The 16737-nt window shown below is 69.3% G+C and carries 17 protein-coding genes; 9 read left to right on the forward strand and 8 right to left on the reverse strand.

The window, feature by feature from the left end:
- Nucleotides 1–172 precede the first annotated feature (172 nt).
- Nucleotides 173–703 (reverse strand): hypothetical protein, encoded by a 531-nt coding sequence (locus NQ706_RS07915; RefSeq protein ID WP_038566238.1) that lies wholly within the window; start codon nucleotides 701–703, stop codon nucleotides 173–175.
- Nucleotides 704–1232: 529 nt separating this feature from the next.
- On the opposite strand from NQ706_RS07915, the gene NQ706_RS07920 reads away from it, so the two are divergent.
- The 8 genes from NQ706_RS07920 (at nucleotide 1233) to NQ706_RS07955 (ending at nucleotide 10138) form a co-directional block, all read left to right on the forward strand.
- A complete protein-coding gene (locus NQ706_RS07920; RefSeq protein ID WP_038566235.1) occupies nucleotides 1233–2684 on the forward strand; it encodes a CCA tRNA nucleotidyltransferase in 1452 nt (483 codons plus the stop codon).
- 139 nt (nucleotides 2685–2823) lie between these two features.
- Nucleotides 2824–3555, forward strand: a complete 732-nt coding sequence (locus NQ706_RS07925) for a putative glycolipid-binding domain-containing protein (RefSeq protein ID WP_081873517.1) — start codon at nucleotides 2824–2826, stop codon at nucleotides 3553–3555.
- Nucleotides 3556–3590: 35 nt separating this feature from the next.
- On the forward strand, nucleotides 3591–4940 hold the full coding sequence (locus tag NQ706_RS07930; protein ID WP_404360704.1) for a glycosyltransferase 87 family protein: 1350 nt from the start codon (nucleotides 3591–3593) through the stop codon (nucleotides 4938–4940).
- A gap of 204 nt (nucleotides 4941–5144) precedes the next feature.
- Complete coding sequence (locus NQ706_RS07935; RefSeq protein WP_200874223.1) at nucleotides 5145–6125, forward strand: sugar ABC transporter substrate-binding protein; 981 nt, start codon at nucleotides 5145–5147, stop codon at nucleotides 6123–6125.
- Nucleotides 6126–6326: 201 nt separating this feature from the next.
- On the forward strand, nucleotides 6327–7634 hold the full coding sequence (locus NQ706_RS07940) for an esterase family protein (RefSeq protein WP_150112679.1): 1308 nt from the start codon (nucleotides 6327–6329) through the stop codon (nucleotides 7632–7634).
- Between the two features lie 26 nt (nucleotides 7635–7660).
- On the forward strand, nucleotides 7661–7879 hold the full coding sequence (locus tag NQ706_RS07945) for a biotin/lipoyl-binding carrier protein (protein ID WP_006944789.1): 219 nt from the start codon (nucleotides 7661–7663) through the stop codon (nucleotides 7877–7879).
- 115 nt (nucleotides 7880–7994) lie between these two features.
- Nucleotides 7995–9074 (forward strand): ABC transporter permease, encoded by a 1080-nt coding sequence (locus NQ706_RS07950; protein WP_038566229.1) that lies wholly within the window; start codon nucleotides 7995–7997, stop codon nucleotides 9072–9074.
- Nucleotides 9071–10138, forward strand: coding sequence for an ATP-binding cassette domain-containing protein (locus tag NQ706_RS07955; protein WP_081873515.1), 1068 nt, complete (start codon nucleotides 9071–9073; stop codon nucleotides 10136–10138). Before NQ706_RS07950 ends, NQ706_RS07955 begins: the two co-directional genes overlap by 4 nt.
- Nucleotides 10139–10287: 149 nt before the next feature.
- On the opposite strand, the gene NQ706_RS07960 is transcribed toward NQ706_RS07955, so the two are convergent.
- The 4 genes from NQ706_RS07960 to NQ706_RS07975 form a co-directional block, all read right to left on the reverse strand.
- Nucleotides 10288–11019: a hypothetical protein gene (locus tag NQ706_RS07960; RefSeq protein WP_038566226.1), complete on the reverse strand. Its 732-nt coding sequence runs from the start codon at nucleotides 11017–11019 to the stop codon at nucleotides 10288–10290.
- Between the two features lie 122 nt (nucleotides 11020–11141).
- Nucleotides 11142–11684 (reverse strand): TerD family protein, encoded by a 543-nt coding sequence (locus tag NQ706_RS07965; RefSeq protein ID WP_038566223.1) that lies wholly within the window; start codon nucleotides 11682–11684, stop codon nucleotides 11142–11144.
- Complete coding sequence (locus NQ706_RS07970) at nucleotides 11677–12117, reverse strand: hypothetical protein (RefSeq protein ID WP_006944815.1); 441 nt, start codon at nucleotides 12115–12117, stop codon at nucleotides 11677–11679. Before NQ706_RS07970 ends, NQ706_RS07965 begins: the two co-directional genes overlap by 8 nt.
- Before the next feature lie 36 nt (nucleotides 12118–12153).
- The gene (locus tag NQ706_RS07975) at nucleotides 12154–13350 is read right to left on the reverse strand and encodes a toxic anion resistance protein (protein WP_038566220.1); all 1197 of its coding nucleotides are present in this window, start codon (nucleotides 13348–13350) and stop codon (nucleotides 12154–12156) included.
- Nucleotides 13351–13595: 245 nt separating this feature from the next.
- On the opposite strand from NQ706_RS07975, the gene NQ706_RS07980 reads away from it, so the two are divergent.
- Nucleotides 13596–14735, forward strand: coding sequence for a DUF475 domain-containing protein (locus NQ706_RS07980; RefSeq protein WP_038566216.1), 1140 nt, complete (start codon nucleotides 13596–13598; stop codon nucleotides 14733–14735).
- A 50-nt stretch (nucleotides 14736–14785) separates the two neighbouring features.
- Here NQ706_RS07980 and NQ706_RS07985 read toward each other — a convergent pair whose 3' ends face one another.
- The 3 genes from NQ706_RS07985 to NQ706_RS07995 are packed head-to-tail and all read right to left on the reverse strand — an operon-like array spanning nucleotide 14786 to nucleotide 16576.
- Complete coding sequence (locus NQ706_RS07985; protein ID WP_150112678.1) at nucleotides 14786–15658, reverse strand: hypothetical protein; 873 nt, start codon at nucleotides 15656–15658, stop codon at nucleotides 14786–14788.
- Nucleotides 15655–16200 (reverse strand): TerD family protein, encoded by a 546-nt coding sequence (locus tag NQ706_RS07990; protein WP_006944616.1) that lies wholly within the window; start codon nucleotides 16198–16200, stop codon nucleotides 15655–15657. The genes NQ706_RS07985 and NQ706_RS07990 overlap by 4 nt, the downstream gene beginning before the upstream one ends.
- Nucleotides 16193–16576 (reverse strand): hypothetical protein, encoded by a 384-nt coding sequence (locus tag NQ706_RS07995; protein WP_038566210.1) that lies wholly within the window; start codon nucleotides 16574–16576, stop codon nucleotides 16193–16195. The genes NQ706_RS07990 and NQ706_RS07995 overlap by 8 nt, the downstream gene beginning before the upstream one ends.
- Nucleotides 16577–16737: the final 161 nt, after the last annotated feature.

A 16737-nucleotide genomic window follows, 5' to 3' on the forward strand; every position in this document is an offset into this window, starting at 1 on the left:
GCCCGCGCTCGCCCGCAGGCCCCGGCATGATGCGGAAAACTCGCCGGCGCCCGGTCTTGACGTCCGTCGCGGCCGTTCGTGGGCGGCCTGGGGGTGCCCCGTCAGTGTTGCTCGCGCTCCGGCAACAGACGAGCGATGACGGCGCCGACGAGCGTCGCGACCATGAGCGGGATCAGGGCGCCGGTGCCGGCGCCGAGGGCGCACAACAGCAGCGCGGCGAGGGGCTTGCGCAGGCCAGCGCCGCGAGCGTCACCCATGCGCCGTCGTGGATGAAGGCGGCGATCTCCGGCATCTGCTCGTGTCCGGAGAATCGGGCCTGCGGGAGGAAGGCCGCGAGGAGGGCGACGGCCATCGTGGCGAGCATGGCCTGCACCCATGACGGTGCCGGCACCGCATCGAGCCATCTGCCCAGCAGCGGCTGTCCGGCGTTGAAGAGCGCGGCGATCGCAGCGCCCGCGGCTGCGGGAACGAAGGCCCACAGCATCTGTTCCTGACCGCCGCCGACGGTCGGCAGACCGAGGGCGACGTGCTCACCGCTGGTGGCCTGATGGATGACGACGCAGCCGAGGAAGCCGGCGACGGCCGCGACACCGAGGGCGCACAGGTGAAGCGTGCGCCGCCAGCGCACGGCGACGGGATCCTCGGAGTCGGTGATGAGGGAGTCGAGGGTGTCGAGGTGGTCATCCTTGCGCCGCAGCGGCACGATGATGACACCGCTGAGCCAGATGGTGGCGGCAGATCGTACGGGGCTCTGGGCCCGTGCCAGATGAGGTGCTGCGCACCGTTCATCAGGGTCAGCGCGAGGCCGGCCACCGCCCCGAGACCGCACCGTAGGCGGCAGCGACCGCGCGGATGCGCCGAGCGGGTAGGAACGGCGGCACGTCTGCTGAGGTGCTCATGGGGGGACCGTCGATTCGATGCTGGCGTGGATGCGACCGACGTCGTGCGAGGACGAGGCGATGTTTCACGTGGAACATGGCGACGGGGGGCGACGATCGCCCGCGTTGTTCATCGCAGCGACTCCATTTGAGGAAGCCCGTTGCGAAGAGGCGCTGGCCGCGAGGCGACGGCTACCACTCAGGCGTGGCGGCAGCCATCACGCGGCAGCGCAACGGGGGTGCGGCCGGAGGTGGGCGACTCGATACCCTTGACCAGTGACGCACACCTCCACCTCCACCCAGCAGGACGCCCGGACGGGCACGACCGCGGCGCCTCCGGCGTCGGGGGCGAGGATGCTCGGGACAGCGATCGCGCATCTCGAACCGGTCATGCCGCTGCTGCGGCAGCTCGGTGAGCTGTTCGCCGGGGCCGGGCACGAGATCGCTCTCGTCGGTGGGCCGGTGCGCGACGCCTTCCTCTCCCGCACCTCGCCGGATCTGGACTTCACGACGTCCGCCCGCCCCGATGACACCGAGCGCATCGTCGCCGGATGGGCCGACGCGACGTGGGATCTGGGCCGCGCGTTCGGCACGATCGGGGTGCGCAAGGGTGGCGTCCAGGTCGAGATCACGACCTACCGCGCTGACGCCTACGACCGTGAGACGCGCAAGCCGGTGGTCGAGTTCGGTGACTCGCTCGACGACGATCTCGTCCGCCGCGACTTCACCGTCAACGCGATGGCGCTGCGCCTGCCCGACCTGACGTTCGTCGACCCGTACGGCGGTCTCGCCGACCTGGCTGCAGGTGTGCTGCGCACCCCGACCGACCCGGAGGTCTCGTTCGGCGACGACCCACTGCGCATGATGCGCGCGGCACGTTTCTCGTCGCAGCTCGGGTTCGACGTCGCGCCCGAAGCGTTCAGGGCGATGCGCGAAATGGCCGCGTCGATCGAGATGATCTCGGCCGAGCGCGTGCGGGACGAACTGGTCAAGCTCCTCATGTCACCGACGCCGCGCCGAGGGCTCGAACTGCTCGTCGAGTCGGGCATCGCCGAACACGTGCTGCCCGAACTTCCGGCGCTCGCGCTCGAGATCGACGAGCACCACCGTCACAAGGACGTGTACGAGCACTCACTCATCGTGCTCGAGCAGGCGATGGCGCTCGAGGGACCGCGCGAGGTGCCGGGGGTCGAGGCGCCGACCGAGGTCGAGGGGCCGGATCTCGTGCTGCGCCTCGCGGCTCTGCTGCACGACATCGGCAAGCCCGACACGCGACGTTTCGAGCCGGGTGGCGGCGTGAGCTTCCACCATCACGAACTCGTCGGCGCGAAGATGACGCGCAAGCGGTTGCGCGCGCTGCGTTTCGACAAGGAGACGATCAAGCACGTCTCCCGTCTCGTCGAGCTGCACCTGCGTTTCCACGGCTACGGCAACGGTGAGTGGACCGACTCGGCCGTGCGCCGCTACGTCACGGACGCAGGGCCGTTGCTGCCGCGCCTGCACCTGCTGACGCGAGCGGATTCGACGACGCGCAACAAGCGCAAAGCAGCCCGGCTGCAAGCGACCTACGACGACCTCGAGGCGCGCATCGAGCGCCTCCAGGCCGAAGAGGAGCTGGCCGCCGTGCGGCCCGAGCTCGACGGCAACGAGATCCAGGCCGTCCTCGGCATCAAGCCCGGGCCGGTACTCGGGCGTGCCTACAAGCACCTGCTCGCGGTGCGCCTCGATGAGGGCGTCATCGGCAAGGACGCCGCGAGCGAGCGGCTGCGTGAATGGTGGGCGCAGCAGCCCGAGTCGCAGGGCTGACGGGGGCATTGCGCTGTTCGTGTTGTCATTGCGTCATTCGTGTTCTCGCGGGTGCGCGTCGCGGGCCGATGGCGGGTGCCGTGGACTGCGGCGGGCGTGTTGCCGCCGTCACGGCTGGCGTGCCTGACAAGCTGGTGCCATGACGGCAGTGGACGTGGCGTGGCAGGGCCTCGACGACGAGACGCGTCTTGACGTGGCGTCGATCGACTTCGCCGAGGAAGGCGGGTTCGTCGCGACCGGCCGGCAGTCGACGGAGACGTGGCGCGTGCAGTGGGATCTCGTCGTGGATTCACTCTGGCGCACGAAGTTCGTGACGCTCGACGCCGAGGGCTACGCGCCTGTTTCACCGGAAACAGACGACGTTTCACGTGAAACAGCAGACGAGGGCGGCTGGCGGGAGCCGGTGTGGCAACGCCACCTCAACCTCTGGCGCCGTGACGACGGAGCTCGCTCGCTGTGGCGCTGGGAGGGTGACGGGTCGGGCGACGCGCCCGGTTGGCTGGCCCCGCTCGGCATGGAGGACGGCATGGAACTGCTCCTCAGCGACGCCGTCGACGTTGACCTCGGCGGCTGCCCGGTGACGAACACGATGCCGATCCGTCGTCTCGGGGTCGACGCTGCCGGCGTCGGAGAACGGTCGATCACGACGGCGTGGGTGCGCCTTCCGGATCTCGCCGTCATGCCGTCGCCGCAGGTGTACTCGTCGGGTCCGCAGGCGCTGACGGAGGCGATGACGGTGCTCGACCCGCGTGTGTTCTCGGTCGTGCACTACCGCTCGGCGACGCGCGACGTCAGCGTCGACCTCACCGTCGACGATCATGGTCTCGTGCTCACCTACCCCGATCTCGCCGCGCGCGTCGACGTCCCATGACGAGAACCATGGTCGAACCCCCGGCTCGCGATCCGGTGCATTCTGAGCCGCCGGCCGAGGCCAGCTCCAGCGACCGTCGCACCCGGATGCGCTCCGGGGCCGCGCTTGTGGCCGGGGCGCTGCTCGCCATCGCAGCCGTCACCGCGTTCATCCTGCACAAGCTGGCCGCGCAAGATCCGGACACGTGGCTCATCGATCTGCGCGTCTATCTCCTGGGGGCTCGGCACGCGTTCTCGCCCGACCTCTACGACCAGCAGTACCCCGTCGCGTCGTTGCCGTTCACGTACCCGCCCTTCGGCGCGATGGTGATGGCGCCGCTCGGGCACCTGCCGTTCCCCGTGGCAGCCACGCTCGTGACGGCGACGTCGTGCGCCGCGCTCATGCTCGTCACGCGGCGCGCGCTGTCCGCCGCGTCCCGCCTCGGGCGTCGTGGCCGAGGGATGCGGTGGTGGTTCATCCCGGTCGGCGTGCTGGCGATCGCATTCGAGCCGGTGTGGGCGACGTTCTCGTTCGGGCAGGTCAACCTCATCGTGCTGGCGTTGTGTCTGCTCGATCTGACGGGCCGTCATCGTGCGCGCGGTGTCATGGTCGGTCTGGCTGCGGGGTTGAAGCTGACGCCGCTGTTCTTCGTCGTCTATCTGGTGTTCACGCGGCAGTTCCGGGCTGCGGCGACGGTGTGCGCGACGTTCGCCGCCACCGTCGCGGTGGGGTTCTTGTTCAATCCGCATGGCGCGGCGGTCTTCTGGACGGATGCGGTGCGCGATCCGTCGCGCGTGGGTTCGGCCTTCTTCGCCGGTAATCAGGCCCTCACCGGGGTGCTGCCGCGGTGGGCCGGTGAGCCTCTGCCGCACGCCGTCGTCCTCGTGGCGCAGGCGCTGGCGGGTCTGGCGGCGCTCGTCGCGGCTTCCTACCTCCACCGTCGCGGTCGTGAACTCGAGTCGGTGATCGCCGCGTCGTTCGGGATGCTCGCGATGTCGCCGATCTCGTGGAGCCATCACTGGGTCTGGGCGTGGCCGGCCGCTCTGGTGCTCGTGGCGGCGCTCGCCCGTCAGCTCCGGGGTGCGCGCGGGGGAAATGGCGAGCATGCGGCCGATGACGTAGACCATGGCGACGCGCGGGGCATCGGTGCCGCCGAGCGGGCGCCCGGCTGGGCCGTCGCCACGGGTGCGCTCCTCATGGTGTGGCTGTTCGTCTTCGTCTCGCGCTCGACGTGGTGGCCACCTCACTACGAGGACGCCGAGTTGTCGTGGAGCCTCGTCCAGAAGGTCTTGGGCAACACGTACGTCGTTGCCGGAGCGCTGTGGATCGTGTGGGCGCTCCTCGACGCCCGTGGGTGCCGGCGAGAGCGTGACGCCGCACCTTTCGCCCCACGAGGTGGCGAGTAACTCACAGGTAGGCGCGCAGTTGCCTGCCGACGCGTGAGTTACCCGCCATCCTGACAGCGCCCTGGCCCACCGGGCACCCACGCCCCACCGCCGACACAGGCACCCCGCCGACCCGCGATGTATCGAACCGAGACATCAGGTGGGGCACAATGGACGCTGATAGTCACGTCCGCGCCGTCGGCGCCCCGGAGAAGGATCATCCACATGCGCAAGTCCCTGACGATGGCGAGTGTCGCCGTGCTCGCCACCTCGCTCGCCGCGTGCAGTTCCACGGGTGGGCGCAAGGCGGTCGAGGAGGCGTCGAACAACGCCGGTCACGCGAACACTCCGACGATGACGGTCGCTCTCGTCACGCACTCGGGCCCGGGTGACACGTTCTGGGACATCGTGCGCAAGGGCGCCGAGGATGCGGCGGCGAAGGACAACGTCAAGCTCGAGTACACCTCCGACCCGGACGGTTCGAAGCAGTCGAACCTCGTGCAGCAGGCCGTCGACAAGAAGGTCGACGGCATCGCCCTGACGCTCGCGAAGCCGGATGCCATGAAGGGCTCCGTGGAGGCGGCGAAGAAGGCGGGCATCCCCGTCGTCGCGCTCAACGGCGGCCTGGACGACTGGAAGAAGATGGGCGTCGAGAGCTACTTCGGCCAGGACGAGAAGATCGCCGGCGAGGCGGCAGGCGACAAGCTCAAGAGCGGCGGCGCCAAGAAGGTGCTGTGCGTCATCCACGAGCAGGGCAACGTCGGCCACATGGATCGCTGTGCGGGCGTCAAGAGCAAGTTCGACGCGACGGAGAACATCTACGTCAACGGCACGGACATGCCGAGCGTGCAGAGTGCGATCACGAGCAAGCTGCAGCAGGACAAGACGATCGATGCCGTCCTCGGCCTCGGCGGCCCGTACGCGATGGCGGCGACGAAGTCGGTCAAGGACGCGAGCTCGGACGCCAAGGTCTACACGTTCGACACGAGCAACGAGGTGCTCGGCGCGATCAAGGCGGGCACGATCCAGTGGGCGGTCGACCAGCAGCCGTACCTGCAGGGATACCTCGCGGTCGACTCGCTGTGGCTGCGCAAGAACAACGGCAACATCGTCGGCGGTGGCGAACCCGTGCTCACCGGGCCCGCGTTCATCGACAAGTCGAACGTCGCCGACGTCGAGAAGTACGCCAAGTCCGGCCGCCGCTGAGCCCTGCCCGGCCCCGGCTCTTCGTTCCCAGCACATCGCGCGTGCACCTCTGGTTCGGCGGTGGCACAGCTGGCACTCACCTGAGTGTGATGCGCTGAGCGTTGGGCCTGGGGAGGGTCCGTCGATGGTGCCTCGAACCGCGAGGTGCCCTACGGGAAGGGCGGGGAGATGATCGAGCCGGACAGCATGACGTTCGCGGTCATGATCTGGATTCTGGGCTTGCTCATCACGCTGTTCGTGGCGCTGCGGGGCCATGCGTTCGGCACGAAGTCGCTCAAGCACATTGCGATGCGGCTTGGTGGCATGCTGACGAGCACGTTCGTCCTCGTGCTCGCCGCCGTCGTGACGCTCAACGCGAAGTACGGGTGGTACTCGTCCTGGCAGGACGTGCAGGCCGCCGTCACCGGGACGCCGCCCACGATCGAGCAGCATACGCACGGCCAGGCCCGCACGCAGGAGCAGAAGAGCGAGGCGGCGCAGCAGGCGCAGGAGAGCGACGCCGCCGCCGACTCGAAGTACGCCGCCCAGCGCGCTCGCTACGAGGCCGGCCTTCACCTCAAGCCGTCCGCGACGGGGCAGTGGATCAACATCAACGTGCCCGGTATTCGTATGCAGGGCAACGACATCGGCCGTGTCATGGTGTGGTTGCCGCCGTCGTATACGAGCGACACGAAGCGGACGTACCCCGTCATCGAGGCCTTCCACGGCATCCCGGGCGGCACCCTCGACTACCAGCGCGTGTTCCACCTCGACGCCTCGCTGCGTGACGCGGTGAGCCGCGGCGCGATGCGCGACGCCATCATCATCGTGCCGCAGGAGATGCCGGGTGGCATCGACACCGAGTGCGTCGACGGCGGCGGCCTCAACATGGAGACGTGGTTGACGTCGATGGTGCCCGACTACATCACGAAGAACTTCCGCGCCCAGGCCAGCCGTGAGGCGTGGACGACGATCGGCGTCTCGGCCGGAGGCTGGTGCTCGTCGATGGCGACGATCCTGCACCCCGACCGGTACGCGGGAGGCGCGAGCCTCGGTGGGTACTACTCGCCGCAGTTCGACACGTGGAACCCGTTCAAGGGCAAGGTTCCCGGGCGCTACGACCTCATTGCGCAGGTCAAGAAGAACCCGCACCCGCAGTCGCTGTGGGTGCTCGTCTCGGGCGCGGACAAGCTGTCCGGCGCCTCCAGCGAGGCGTTCATCAAGGCGGCGACGGCGTACGACGTCACCCAGGTCGATCTGCCTCACGCAGGCCACCGCGTCGGCGTGTGGCAGAGCACGTTCCCCGACGTCTTCACGTGGATGGGCAAGACGTTCCCCATGTTCGCAGCCTCGGCGGGTTCGACGTCACAGCAGTCGGCGTCGCCGTCGCCGTCCAGTTCGCCGTCAGCGCCCTCGTCGCAGATGCAACCGTCGGCAAGTCCACTGACGGGCCGTCACCGTGCGCTCACCCATCCCGTCACGGGTTCGACGAACGGCCTCGTCGGCTTGACGCCGCGAACGCGCGGGTAACAGCGCGCCTCTGCCACGATGCTGGCATGGGCACACAACACATCGCATCCGACCTCGTCGCGAACGTCCACTCCATCGCGGTGAGCGTCGGCCAGCGCGTCGAGGCCGGTGATGAACTCGTCCTGCTCGAGTCGATGAAGATGGAGATCCCCGTCGTCCCCGAGGAGCCGGGCACCGTCGTCGAGATCCGGGTCCAGCCCGGTGACGTCGTGCAGGAGGGCGACGTCCTCGTCGTCCTTCAGTGAGCAAGCGCCGCGCGGCGCGGTCGGGAAATGTATCGGTTCGATACACCTGTCCTCTACCATGAAGGACGGTGAAGGTACCCCTTCGCCTGCCCGCACACTCGAAAGGGAGCCTCGCGTGTCGACTCCTGCCACGTCGAGCGAGCCGAGTTCGTCACCGGCGACGCCCGCGCCCGCCAGCTCAGCGGACGACCGCGTCCGCAACCGCAACGTCCTCGCGCGCTACCTGTCACGCCCCGAGATCGGTGCCCTGTTCGGGGTTCTCGCGATCGCCGTGTTCTTCCTCCTCGTCGCCGAGCCGTTCCGTCACATGGCGAACACCGGCACGATCCTCTATCAGTCCGCGACGATCGGCATCATGGCCGTGCCCGTCGCGCTGCTCATGGTGGCGGGCGAGTTCGACCTGTCGGCCGGTGTCGCGGTGACGACGGCGGGGCTGTCGGCGTCGCTGCTCGCCTGGTACTTCAACTTCCACGTGTGGGCCGCAGTCGGGTTGAGCCTGCTCATCGCGCTCGCCATCGGTGCGCTCAACGGGTTCATGCTCAACCGCAGCGGATTGCCGAGCTTCCTCATCACGCTCGCGACGTTCTTCGTCCTGCAGGGCGTCAACCTCGGCGTGACGCGCTCCGTCACGGGTGGCGTCGCAAGCAACGACATCTCCGACATGGCCGGTTTCGACTCCGCGCACGCATTCTTCGCGGCCTCGATGAAGATCGGGCCGGTCAACCTCAAGATCCCGGTGCTGTTCTGGATCATCCTGACGATCATCGCCGCCTTCGTGCTGCTGCGCACCAAGGTCGGCAACTGGATCTTCGCCATCGGCGACGACGAGAAAGCGGCCCGCGCCGTCGGTGTGCCCGTGTGGAAGGTGCGCGTCGGGCTCTACATGTTCGTCGGGTTCTGCGCCTGGCTGTCGGGCATGCACCTGCTGTTCGCGTTCAACCAGGTGCAGTCCGGTGAGGGCATCGGCAACGAGTTCATCTACATCATCGCGGCCGTCGTCGGTGGCTGCCTGCTGACGGGCGGCTACGGCTCCGCGGTCGGTGCGAGCTTCGGTGCGCTCATGTTCGGCATGACGCAGCTCGGCATCAACTACGCCGGCTGGAACCCCGACTGGTTCAAGGCGTTCCTCGGCGTCATGCTGCTCGCCGCCGTGCTCCTCAACACCTACGTCAAGCGAAAGGCGGACGCCCGATGATCCGCATCAAGACCGGTGACGGCGGCCGCCGCCGCCCGGGCGCGACGGGAACGCCGGGCGCGGGCGAAACTGCTGGCGCGACGCAGTCGGTGACGCCGGATGACGCTGCCCCCCGGCGCGAGGCGGCCGAAGAGACCCGAACGGCGTCGGCCGAGCGCACCGCGTCCCCCGCGGTGGATGTTTCACGTGAAACGACCTCCTCGGGCACGGACAGTGCGGGCGAGACGAGGGGCGCCACGGGCGTGAACTCCCACGATGACACCGCCATCGTCCAGCTCGTCGACGTCGGCAAGGCCTACGGCAACGTCGACGCCCTGCGTGGCGTCGACCTCACCGTCCGACCCGGCGAGGTGACGTGCGTGCTCGGTGACAACGGTGCCGGCAAGTCGACGCTCATCAAGATCATGTCTGGCCTGCACGACTACACGAGCGGCGAGATGGTCGTCGACGGCGAGGTGCGCCACTTCTCGTCACCGCGCCAGTCGCTCTCGTCCGGTATCGCGACGGTGTACCAGGATCTCGCGCTCGCGCCGCTGCAGTCGGTGTGGCGCAACTTCTTCCTCGGCAACGAGTTGACGAAGGGCCCGTTCGGAGCGCTCGACATCAAGCGCATGAAGGCCGTCTGCGACGAGGAACTGACGAAGATGGGCATCGCGGTGCCCGACCTCGACCGTCCCGTCGGTGGCCTCTCGGGCGGGCAGAAGCAGTGTCTCGCCATCGCCCGAGCCATCTACTTCGGCGCCAAGGTCATCATCCTCGACGAGCCGACGGCCGCGCTCGGCGTCAAGCAATCCGGCGTCGTTCTGAAATACATCATGGCGGCGCGTGACGCCGGCCTCGGCGTCGTGCTCATCACGCACAACCCGCACCACGCCTACCTGGTCGGCGACCACTTCGTCGTCCTGAAGCTCGGCCGCGTGACGCTCGATGCGTCGAAGCGCGAGATCGGCCTCGACGAGCTGACGGCGCAGATGGCCGGCGTGAGCGAACTCGAGGCGCTCGAGCACGAACTGCGCCACGACGACGCGCCGAAGGTGGCCGTGTCACCGATCGACGTCGACTGATTCCTTCGGAGCCGAGACCGCGCGCTGCGGGATCGCAGCTCTCACGAGACGAGTTGAGGGCCGAAACTCTGCATTGCAGGGTTTCGGCCCTCAGCCGTGGAAGGTGCGCGTGGGCCGGCGACGCGGCCTCTAGGCGAGCGCGGCGGACGTCAGCCCAACAGGTGCGTGTGCGTGATGGCGAACGAGCGCTCGTCGTAGCCGTACGCCGACGCGACGGCCCCGAGCACACCGGACAGCGGGTCGTGCTCGTGGCGGATGACGACGAACTCGTCGACGCGCGTCAGTGTCAGGCGCGGCCACACGCCAAGGCTCGTGCCCCCATCGATCGGGACGATGACCTGCGTCGAACCATTGCTCACCCGCATCTCCGACGGCGGCAGCGGCATGGTGCCCTGGGTCCCCGTGGCGATGAGCACGCGGTTCATCGGCTGCGTCATGTCGATCGTCAGCGTGTTGCCGCGTGGGGTGACGCTCGAGCCGTCCTGCAGCGCGAGCAGGTCGAGACCACGCCGACGCACGAGCCATTCGACCGTCAGGTAGCCGACGCCCGAGGCAAGCCGGTCGAGCGCGGCGACGCGGTGCAGCTTCACCGTGCGCCCCCCGACGACGCTGACGCCCAGCGGCGGCGGAGACGGGCGTCGACGTGCCGGCACGACCTCGACCCGCCCGCTCGGAGCGGGCGCTTCGCCGCCTTGCCCCACCGCGACGCCCTGCTCGCCCGTGGACGGGGCCATGTCCGTCACCGACGGGCTCGTCTGCCGCGCGAGAACGCGCAGCCAGGCACCATCGGGGTTGCCGAGCTGCGAACCCGGCACACCGCGCTCGGACGGCGCGTCCTCCGGTGCGTCCGCAGGCAGCGGCGCCGGCGTCGGGGGCTGCACCCGGTCTGGCTGATCCTGCGCGTAGCCCTCGGCGCCTCCCGGAAGTGAGAAAGCGCCCCCCGACGATGGAGTGGGCGACGAATCCCCCTGCCCGGAGCCGTAACCGGGCGGTGGCTGCAGCGTCACAGCCGGCTCCCGGCCTGCTGCATCGCGGCGTCGAGGCCGGCGTCGTAGCCGCGGCCGGTGAACTCGACACGCCACCCGGCATCCCCTCGCACGACCTCCGCGACGACGAGCGCCGACACAGGCCCCGCCGCTGACGCGAGGTTGCCCGAGCGCGTGATCTCGCGACCCGTGGCGTCGTCACGCACGCTGACGTCGAGGCTGCTCACCTCGTCGAGGGTGCGCTTCGGGGCGTTGGCGCGCGGCTGAACGAACGCGAGGACGACGATGCGCTCGACGTCCGCGGGCGCTGCCGCGAGGTCGACCTCGACAACGCCGTCGGAGATACCGAGGCGCGTCGTCTCGTCGGGGGTGGCCGGCTGGTTGGAGTGCACGACGTGCTCGCGGCTCTCGACCCGGTCGCGCACGAGCGGCATCGCGGCGATGCCGATGCGGTCGCCCAGCGCGGTCTGCGCGCCGGTGTTCCAGCGCACGTCGAGCGAGACGATGCGGACGCCGTCGAGTGAGGCGCCGGTGCCGGGCGCGCGGGATTCGTCAGCCATGGCCGAACTTCTCCTCCAAGAACGCGCCCTGGATCTCCAGGGCGTCGCGGGCGTTGTCGATCGAACGGCGCGCCGCGGACGAGGCGACGTGCTCGATCGTCGTGAGCTGCTGGATCAGCATGTCCTGCGCCCCGGCGACGCCGCGCGCCGCGAGGTAGGCGTTGATCGTGTCTGGCACGTGGGCGCTAGCGGTGCGCTCCAGCGTCACGAGGGTCTGCACGTCGAGCAGGCGCGCCGACGGGTCGGCGACGACGTCCTCGAGGTGGTCGCCGATGAGACGGCACAGCACCATCGCTCGCCCGGGTACCTGCGCGCCTAGGGAACGCAGCCACCGCACGTACGGGTGCAGCGCCGCCTCGACGGCTTCGACGGTGCCCGGAGTCGGCCCGCTGGGCTGCTGCTGGCGCGCGTCGTCGCGCGAGAACCACCCCACGTCAGATCCTTCCTGCGAAGCGGTGCGTCACGAGGCTCAGGCGGGCCCGCCGGGCAGCTGGCCGCGCATGTTCTCGTTGCTCTCGAGCTGCTGCTTGCGGGCGCGCTCCATGTACGGCTCTGCACGCTTGATCTGCGTCTGCAGGGACGTGATGGTCGCGGCCATCGAGTCCGTCGCGGCGCTGCGGTAGGAGTCGATCGCGTCCATCGTCGCGAAGACGTTGGTGAACGCGTTCTCGAGCTTCTGCACCTCGACGAGCGACTCGGTCGACTTCGCGTTGATCTCGGCGCCCTGCTGACGCAGCTGCTGCGACGTCGACTCGATCATGTTCGACGTGGTCGAGCGCAGGGCGTTGATCTGGTCGAGCACGAGCTTCTGACGCGCCAGCGCCTCGGAGACGATGACGGCTGTGTAGAGCGCGGCGACCGTCGTCGACTTGGCACGGTCGACGGCCGTGATGAGCTGGTCGTTGTTCTGCAGGACGAGCCCGAGCGACATGTAGCCCTGCGTGGCGACGGCGATCTCCGTCGCGAGGTCCTGACGGCGCTGGCGGACGGTGAAGAGCACCTGCGATTTCATCGCGTCGGCCTTCTCCGTCTCACCGCGGGCGCCGAGCTCGGCGACGCGCTGCTCGATGGCGGCGTCGAGCTGCGTCATCTTCTCGTCGAGGTCGCGCAGGCGGATGAGCGACTCCCACAGGCGCGTCTGCTCGAGCTGGATGCCGGCGTTGTCCTTGCGCAGGTCGTCCTGGCCCGATTCGAGCGCGGCGATGATGGCGTTGAGGTGGGTCTGGCTCGACTGGTACTTCATGAAGTAGCGGTCGACCTTGTCGCCGCCCGGCATCCACTTGAGCAGCTTCTTCGCACCCTTGAGGTCGGCGCGGTGCGGGTCGAGGTCGGTGACCGTCTGACGCAGTTCGGCGAGGGTGTTGCCGACCTTGTTCTGGGCGCTGTCCTTCCCGGCGAGAGAGGGGCGCTGCAGGATCGAGTTGCTGACCTGCGCAGCCTTCATGGACTCCTCGCGGCCCATGTTGGTGATCTCCTTGAGCCGCGCGCGGAACGCCGGGTCGTTGGGGTCGATCTCCTCGAACCTCGCGACGGTCTGCGTCGCCTCCGTGGCGGCGAGCTGCTTGTGCTGCTCGTCGATCGGCACCATCGCCGCAGCCTTCTCGGGCTCGACCACGTCGACCGGTTTCGGCGGGGCGAGCATGGGCTGGGGTTCAGGGTTCGTCATCGTGCTCCTCCTTGGTCACGCGGCCAAGACATCTGGGTTGCGTCGAGCCTAGTCCACGCCGGTGACAACGCGCTGAGGCCCGGGGAACGTTCCCCGTCCGGCTCTGCGGCGCCAAGTTTCACGTGAAACACGGTGGTGCTCCGTCGTGCCGCGGACGTTCCCCGTCGCTGCGCGGCTAGGCTGAGCGATGACCCCGCAGCCCGTGCCGATGTCGCCGGGCGCGTCCCCTTCGGAAACGGATCCTCATGCTCCTCAAGACGTTCGGATGGTCCGCCGCCATCACGATCGCCGGCCTGGTCGGCGGCTTCCTGATCGGTGGGCCCTCCGGCCTCGCCATCGTCGCCATCCTCATCGTGCTCGAGGTCTCCCTGAGCTTCGACAATGCCGTCGTCAACGCGACCATCCTCAAACGGATGAACGCCTTCTGGCAGAAGATCTTCCTGACGGTCGGCATCCTCATCGCCGTCTTCGGCATGCGCCTGATCTTCCCCCTGCTCATCGTGTGCCTGACGGGTCACGTCGGGCCGATTGAGGCCATCGACCTGGCCATCAAGGGCGGCGACCAGGAGACCCCCGGCACATACGCGCACATGCTCCACGATGCGCACCCGAGCATCGCCGCGTTCGGCGGCATGTTCCTGCTCATGCTGTTCCTCGACTTCGTCTTCGAGGAGCGCGACCTGCAGTGGCTGCGCCCCATCGAGCGTCCCCTCGCCAAGATCGGCAAGCTCGATCAGCTCTCCGTCGTCGTCGCGCTGCTCGTGCTCGCCGTCGTGTCGCAGACGCTCGCGAAGGAGCCCGGCACCGTCCTGTTCTCCGGCATCCTCGGCCTCATGACGTACCTGCTCGTCGGCGGTCTCGGTGACCTGTTCGAGAGCCAGGGCGAGGATGACGACGACGCTGCGGCAGGCGATGACGACGCTGAGCGCAGCGTCGCCACGAAGGCCGGCGACACTGCGGCGCAGGCACCCGCGTCGAAGGGTGTCGGCACCACGGCGGGCAAGGCGGCGTTCTTCCTGTTCATGTACCTCGAGGTGCTCGACGCGTCGTTCTCGTTCGACGGTGTCATCGGCGCGTTCGCCATCAGCCAGGACATCTTCATCATCGCGCTCGGCCTCGGCGTCGGGGCGATGTGGATCCGGTCGCTGACGGTGTACCTCGTGCGTCAGGGCACGCTCGACGATTACGCCTACCTCGAGCACGGCGCGATGTGGGCCATCGGAGCGCTGGCCGCGATCCTGCTCATCAGCATCAAGCACGAGGTGCCGGAGGTCGTCACCGGGCTCATCGGTGTCGGCTTCATCGGCGCTGCCTACCTCAGCTCTCTGGTGCGCAACAAGCGCATCGAGGCGGCCGGCGGTCAGGTTGAGCACCTGGGCGGCTGAGCCCTCACGAACAGCGCGCGGCCACTCGTCCTGATGGGGACGGGTGGCCGTCAGCGTCCCGCGCGCACGAACGTCGCCGCATCGTGGCCGTAGGCAGCGGCCACGGGCCCGAGGTCGCCGGAGCTGGGGTCGTGCTCGTCGAGCAGGACGACGAACTCGTCGACCCCGACGAGGCTGAGGCGGGGCCAGACGCCGTAACTCGTGCCTGCGGGCAGGCGGCACTCGACGCGCGTCGAACCGTTCGCCACGATGATGCTCGACTCGGGCAGCTCGACGCCGCGCGCGGTGCCCGTGCAGATGAGCACGCGATCGAGGCCGGGGAGCAGATCGATGACGAACTCGTCGCCGCGCGGGTCGACGGTGGAGCCGTCGACGAGTGCGAGAAGATCGCGGCCCTCGCCGGTGTGCGACCACGAGATCGTCAGGGCACCGTAACCGGAGGCGAGACGGTCGAGGGTGATCGCGCCGTCGAGCTGCGTCGTGGTCCCGCCTGTCATCTCGAGGCCGCGAGGTGCGTCGTGGCACACGCGCGCGGGCGGGAACGACGCCGGCGTGCGGGAGGCGCTGGCAGGCCCGGGCGGGGTGCCGGCCGACGTGGAACGGTGGCCCGCCGCCGGCGGGCTGACGGCAGGGGCGCCCGTCGTGGCCGGTGTTGCCGCAGTGCTCACCGGCGTCGCGGACGGCGCCTCGAGAGGGTTGGGTCGCGCGGTGTGGACCCACAGCCAAGGACGCGGGCCACTCGTCGTCGGCGAGGACGCGCTCGGCGAGGCGGCGGGCTGCGCCTGCCCCGCCGCGGACGCCGGGCCCGGGGTCGATGGGCCCGGGGTCGATGGGGGCGCGGAGGTCCCGGGCGGCGCGAGCGTCGGGCCGTCCGGCGTGCCCGGGCCGCCCGCCGAGGGCGGACGCAGGAAGCCGTCACTCATGCCGGCAGGCCGAACTGCGCGAGGCCCGCGTCGAGTCCTCCGTCGAAGCCCTGGCCGTTGACCTTGACCTTCCACTCACTGCCGCGGCGGTACACCTCGACGGCGATGAGCGCGGTGACGTTGCCGGCGCTCTTGGCGAGGTCGACGGAGCGGGTGATGGGTGTGCCCTTCTCCGCGTCGGTGACGACGGCGCGCAGCGAGCGCAGCTGCGACAGGGAGCGGCGCGCGGCGCCGGGGCGCGGGTGGATGAAGACGATGACGGCGACGCGCCCGACGTCGGCGGGGACGGCGTCGAGGTCGATCTCGACGACGCCGTTCGAGGCGCCGAGGCGGGTCGACTGCTCGGGTGAGGTGGGTTGGTTGCCGAACACGACGTGGCTGCGTCCGGGCAGTTTCTCGTCGACGAGGGGGAGCGCGGCGACGCCGAGACGTTCGTCGAGGACGTTCTCGCGTCCGGCGTCCCATTCGAGGCTGATGCGCAGCAGGCGCAGGCCGGGGACCTCGCGCAGTGAGACGTTGGCGCCGGGGACGAGATCAGACATGGAACGAACCGTACTTGTCCTCGAGGAAGCTGCCCTGGATGAGGAACGCGTCGCGCGCCGCTTCGATGGAGCGCGCGGCGGCCTTGGACGCGGCGACCTCGAGCGTCGCGAGCTGTTCGACGAGGAGTTCGTCGGCGTCGGGCATGGTGCGGGCTGCGAGGTAGGCGTTGATCGTGTCGGGCAGGTGGGTCGTCGCCATGCGTTCGAGGGTGATGCGGGAGCCGACGTCGAGCAGGTGAGCCGACGGGTCCGCGACGACGTCGTCGAGGTGCTGGGCGATGGTGCGCGCGAGGACGTAGGCGCGGTTGGGGATCCGGCCGGATTCGCGGCGCAGGAACTGCAGCAGCGTGACGTTGCCGGCGGCGATCGCCTCCACCGAGCCGGGCTCGGGGGCGGATGGGGCCGCTGGGGCTGCTGAAGACGCTGCGCGCTCGCCCAGCCGATCGAACAAGCCCATCGTCACTGCCTCCCTGGCTTCGTCGGTGCGTTCGAGTGTTCGCACAGAGCGTACTGCTGCAACCTTCGCAGCGTCTCGTG

Source organism: Dermacoccus sp. BD5 (assembly GCF_044878485.1).
GTDB classification, from domain to species: Bacteria; Actinomycetota; Actinomycetes; order Actinomycetales; family Dermatophilaceae; genus Dermacoccus; species Dermacoccus nishinomiyaensis.

Bases quoted from the DNA above. Each gene is read 5' to 3' on its own strand.
- NQ706_RS07920 (WP_038566235.1), top strand. From the start codon at position 1,233: ATGCTCGGGACAGCGATCGCGCATCTCGAACCGGTCATGCCGCTGCTG.
- NQ706_RS07925 (WP_081873517.1), top strand. From the start codon at position 2,824: ATGACGGCAGTGGACGTGGCGTGGCAGGGCCTCGACGACGAGACGCGT.
- NQ706_RS07935 (WP_200874223.1), top strand. From the start codon at position 5,145: ATGCGCAAGTCCCTGACGATGGCGAGTGTCGCCGTGCTCGCCACCTCG.
- NQ706_RS07940 (WP_150112679.1), top strand. From the start codon at position 6,327: ATGATCTGGATTCTGGGCTTGCTCATCACGCTGTTCGTGGCGCTGCGG.
- NQ706_RS07945 (WP_006944789.1), top strand. From the start codon at position 7,661: ATGGGCACACAACACATCGCATCCGACCTCGTCGCGAACGTCCACTCC.
- NQ706_RS07955 (WP_081873515.1), top strand. From the start codon at position 9,071: ATGATCCGCATCAAGACCGGTGACGGCGGCCGCCGCCGCCCGGGCGCG.
- NQ706_RS07965 (WP_038566223.1), bottom strand. From the start codon at position 11,684: ATGGCTGACGAATCCCGCGCGCCCGGCACCGGCGCCTCACTCGACGGC.
- NQ706_RS07975 (WP_038566220.1), bottom strand. From the start codon at position 13,350: ATGACGAACCCTGAACCCCAGCCCATGCTCGCCCCGCCGAAACCGGTC.
- NQ706_RS07980 (WP_038566216.1), top strand. From the start codon at position 13,596: ATGCTCCTCAAGACGTTCGGATGGTCCGCCGCCATCACGATCGCCGGC.
- NQ706_RS07985 (WP_150112678.1), bottom strand. From the start codon at position 15,658: ATGAGTGACGGCTTCCTGCGTCCGCCCTCGGCGGGCGGCCCGGGCACG.
- NQ706_RS07990 (WP_006944616.1), bottom strand. From the start codon at position 16,200: ATGTCTGATCTCGTCCCCGGCGCCAACGTCTCACTGCGCGAGGTCCCC.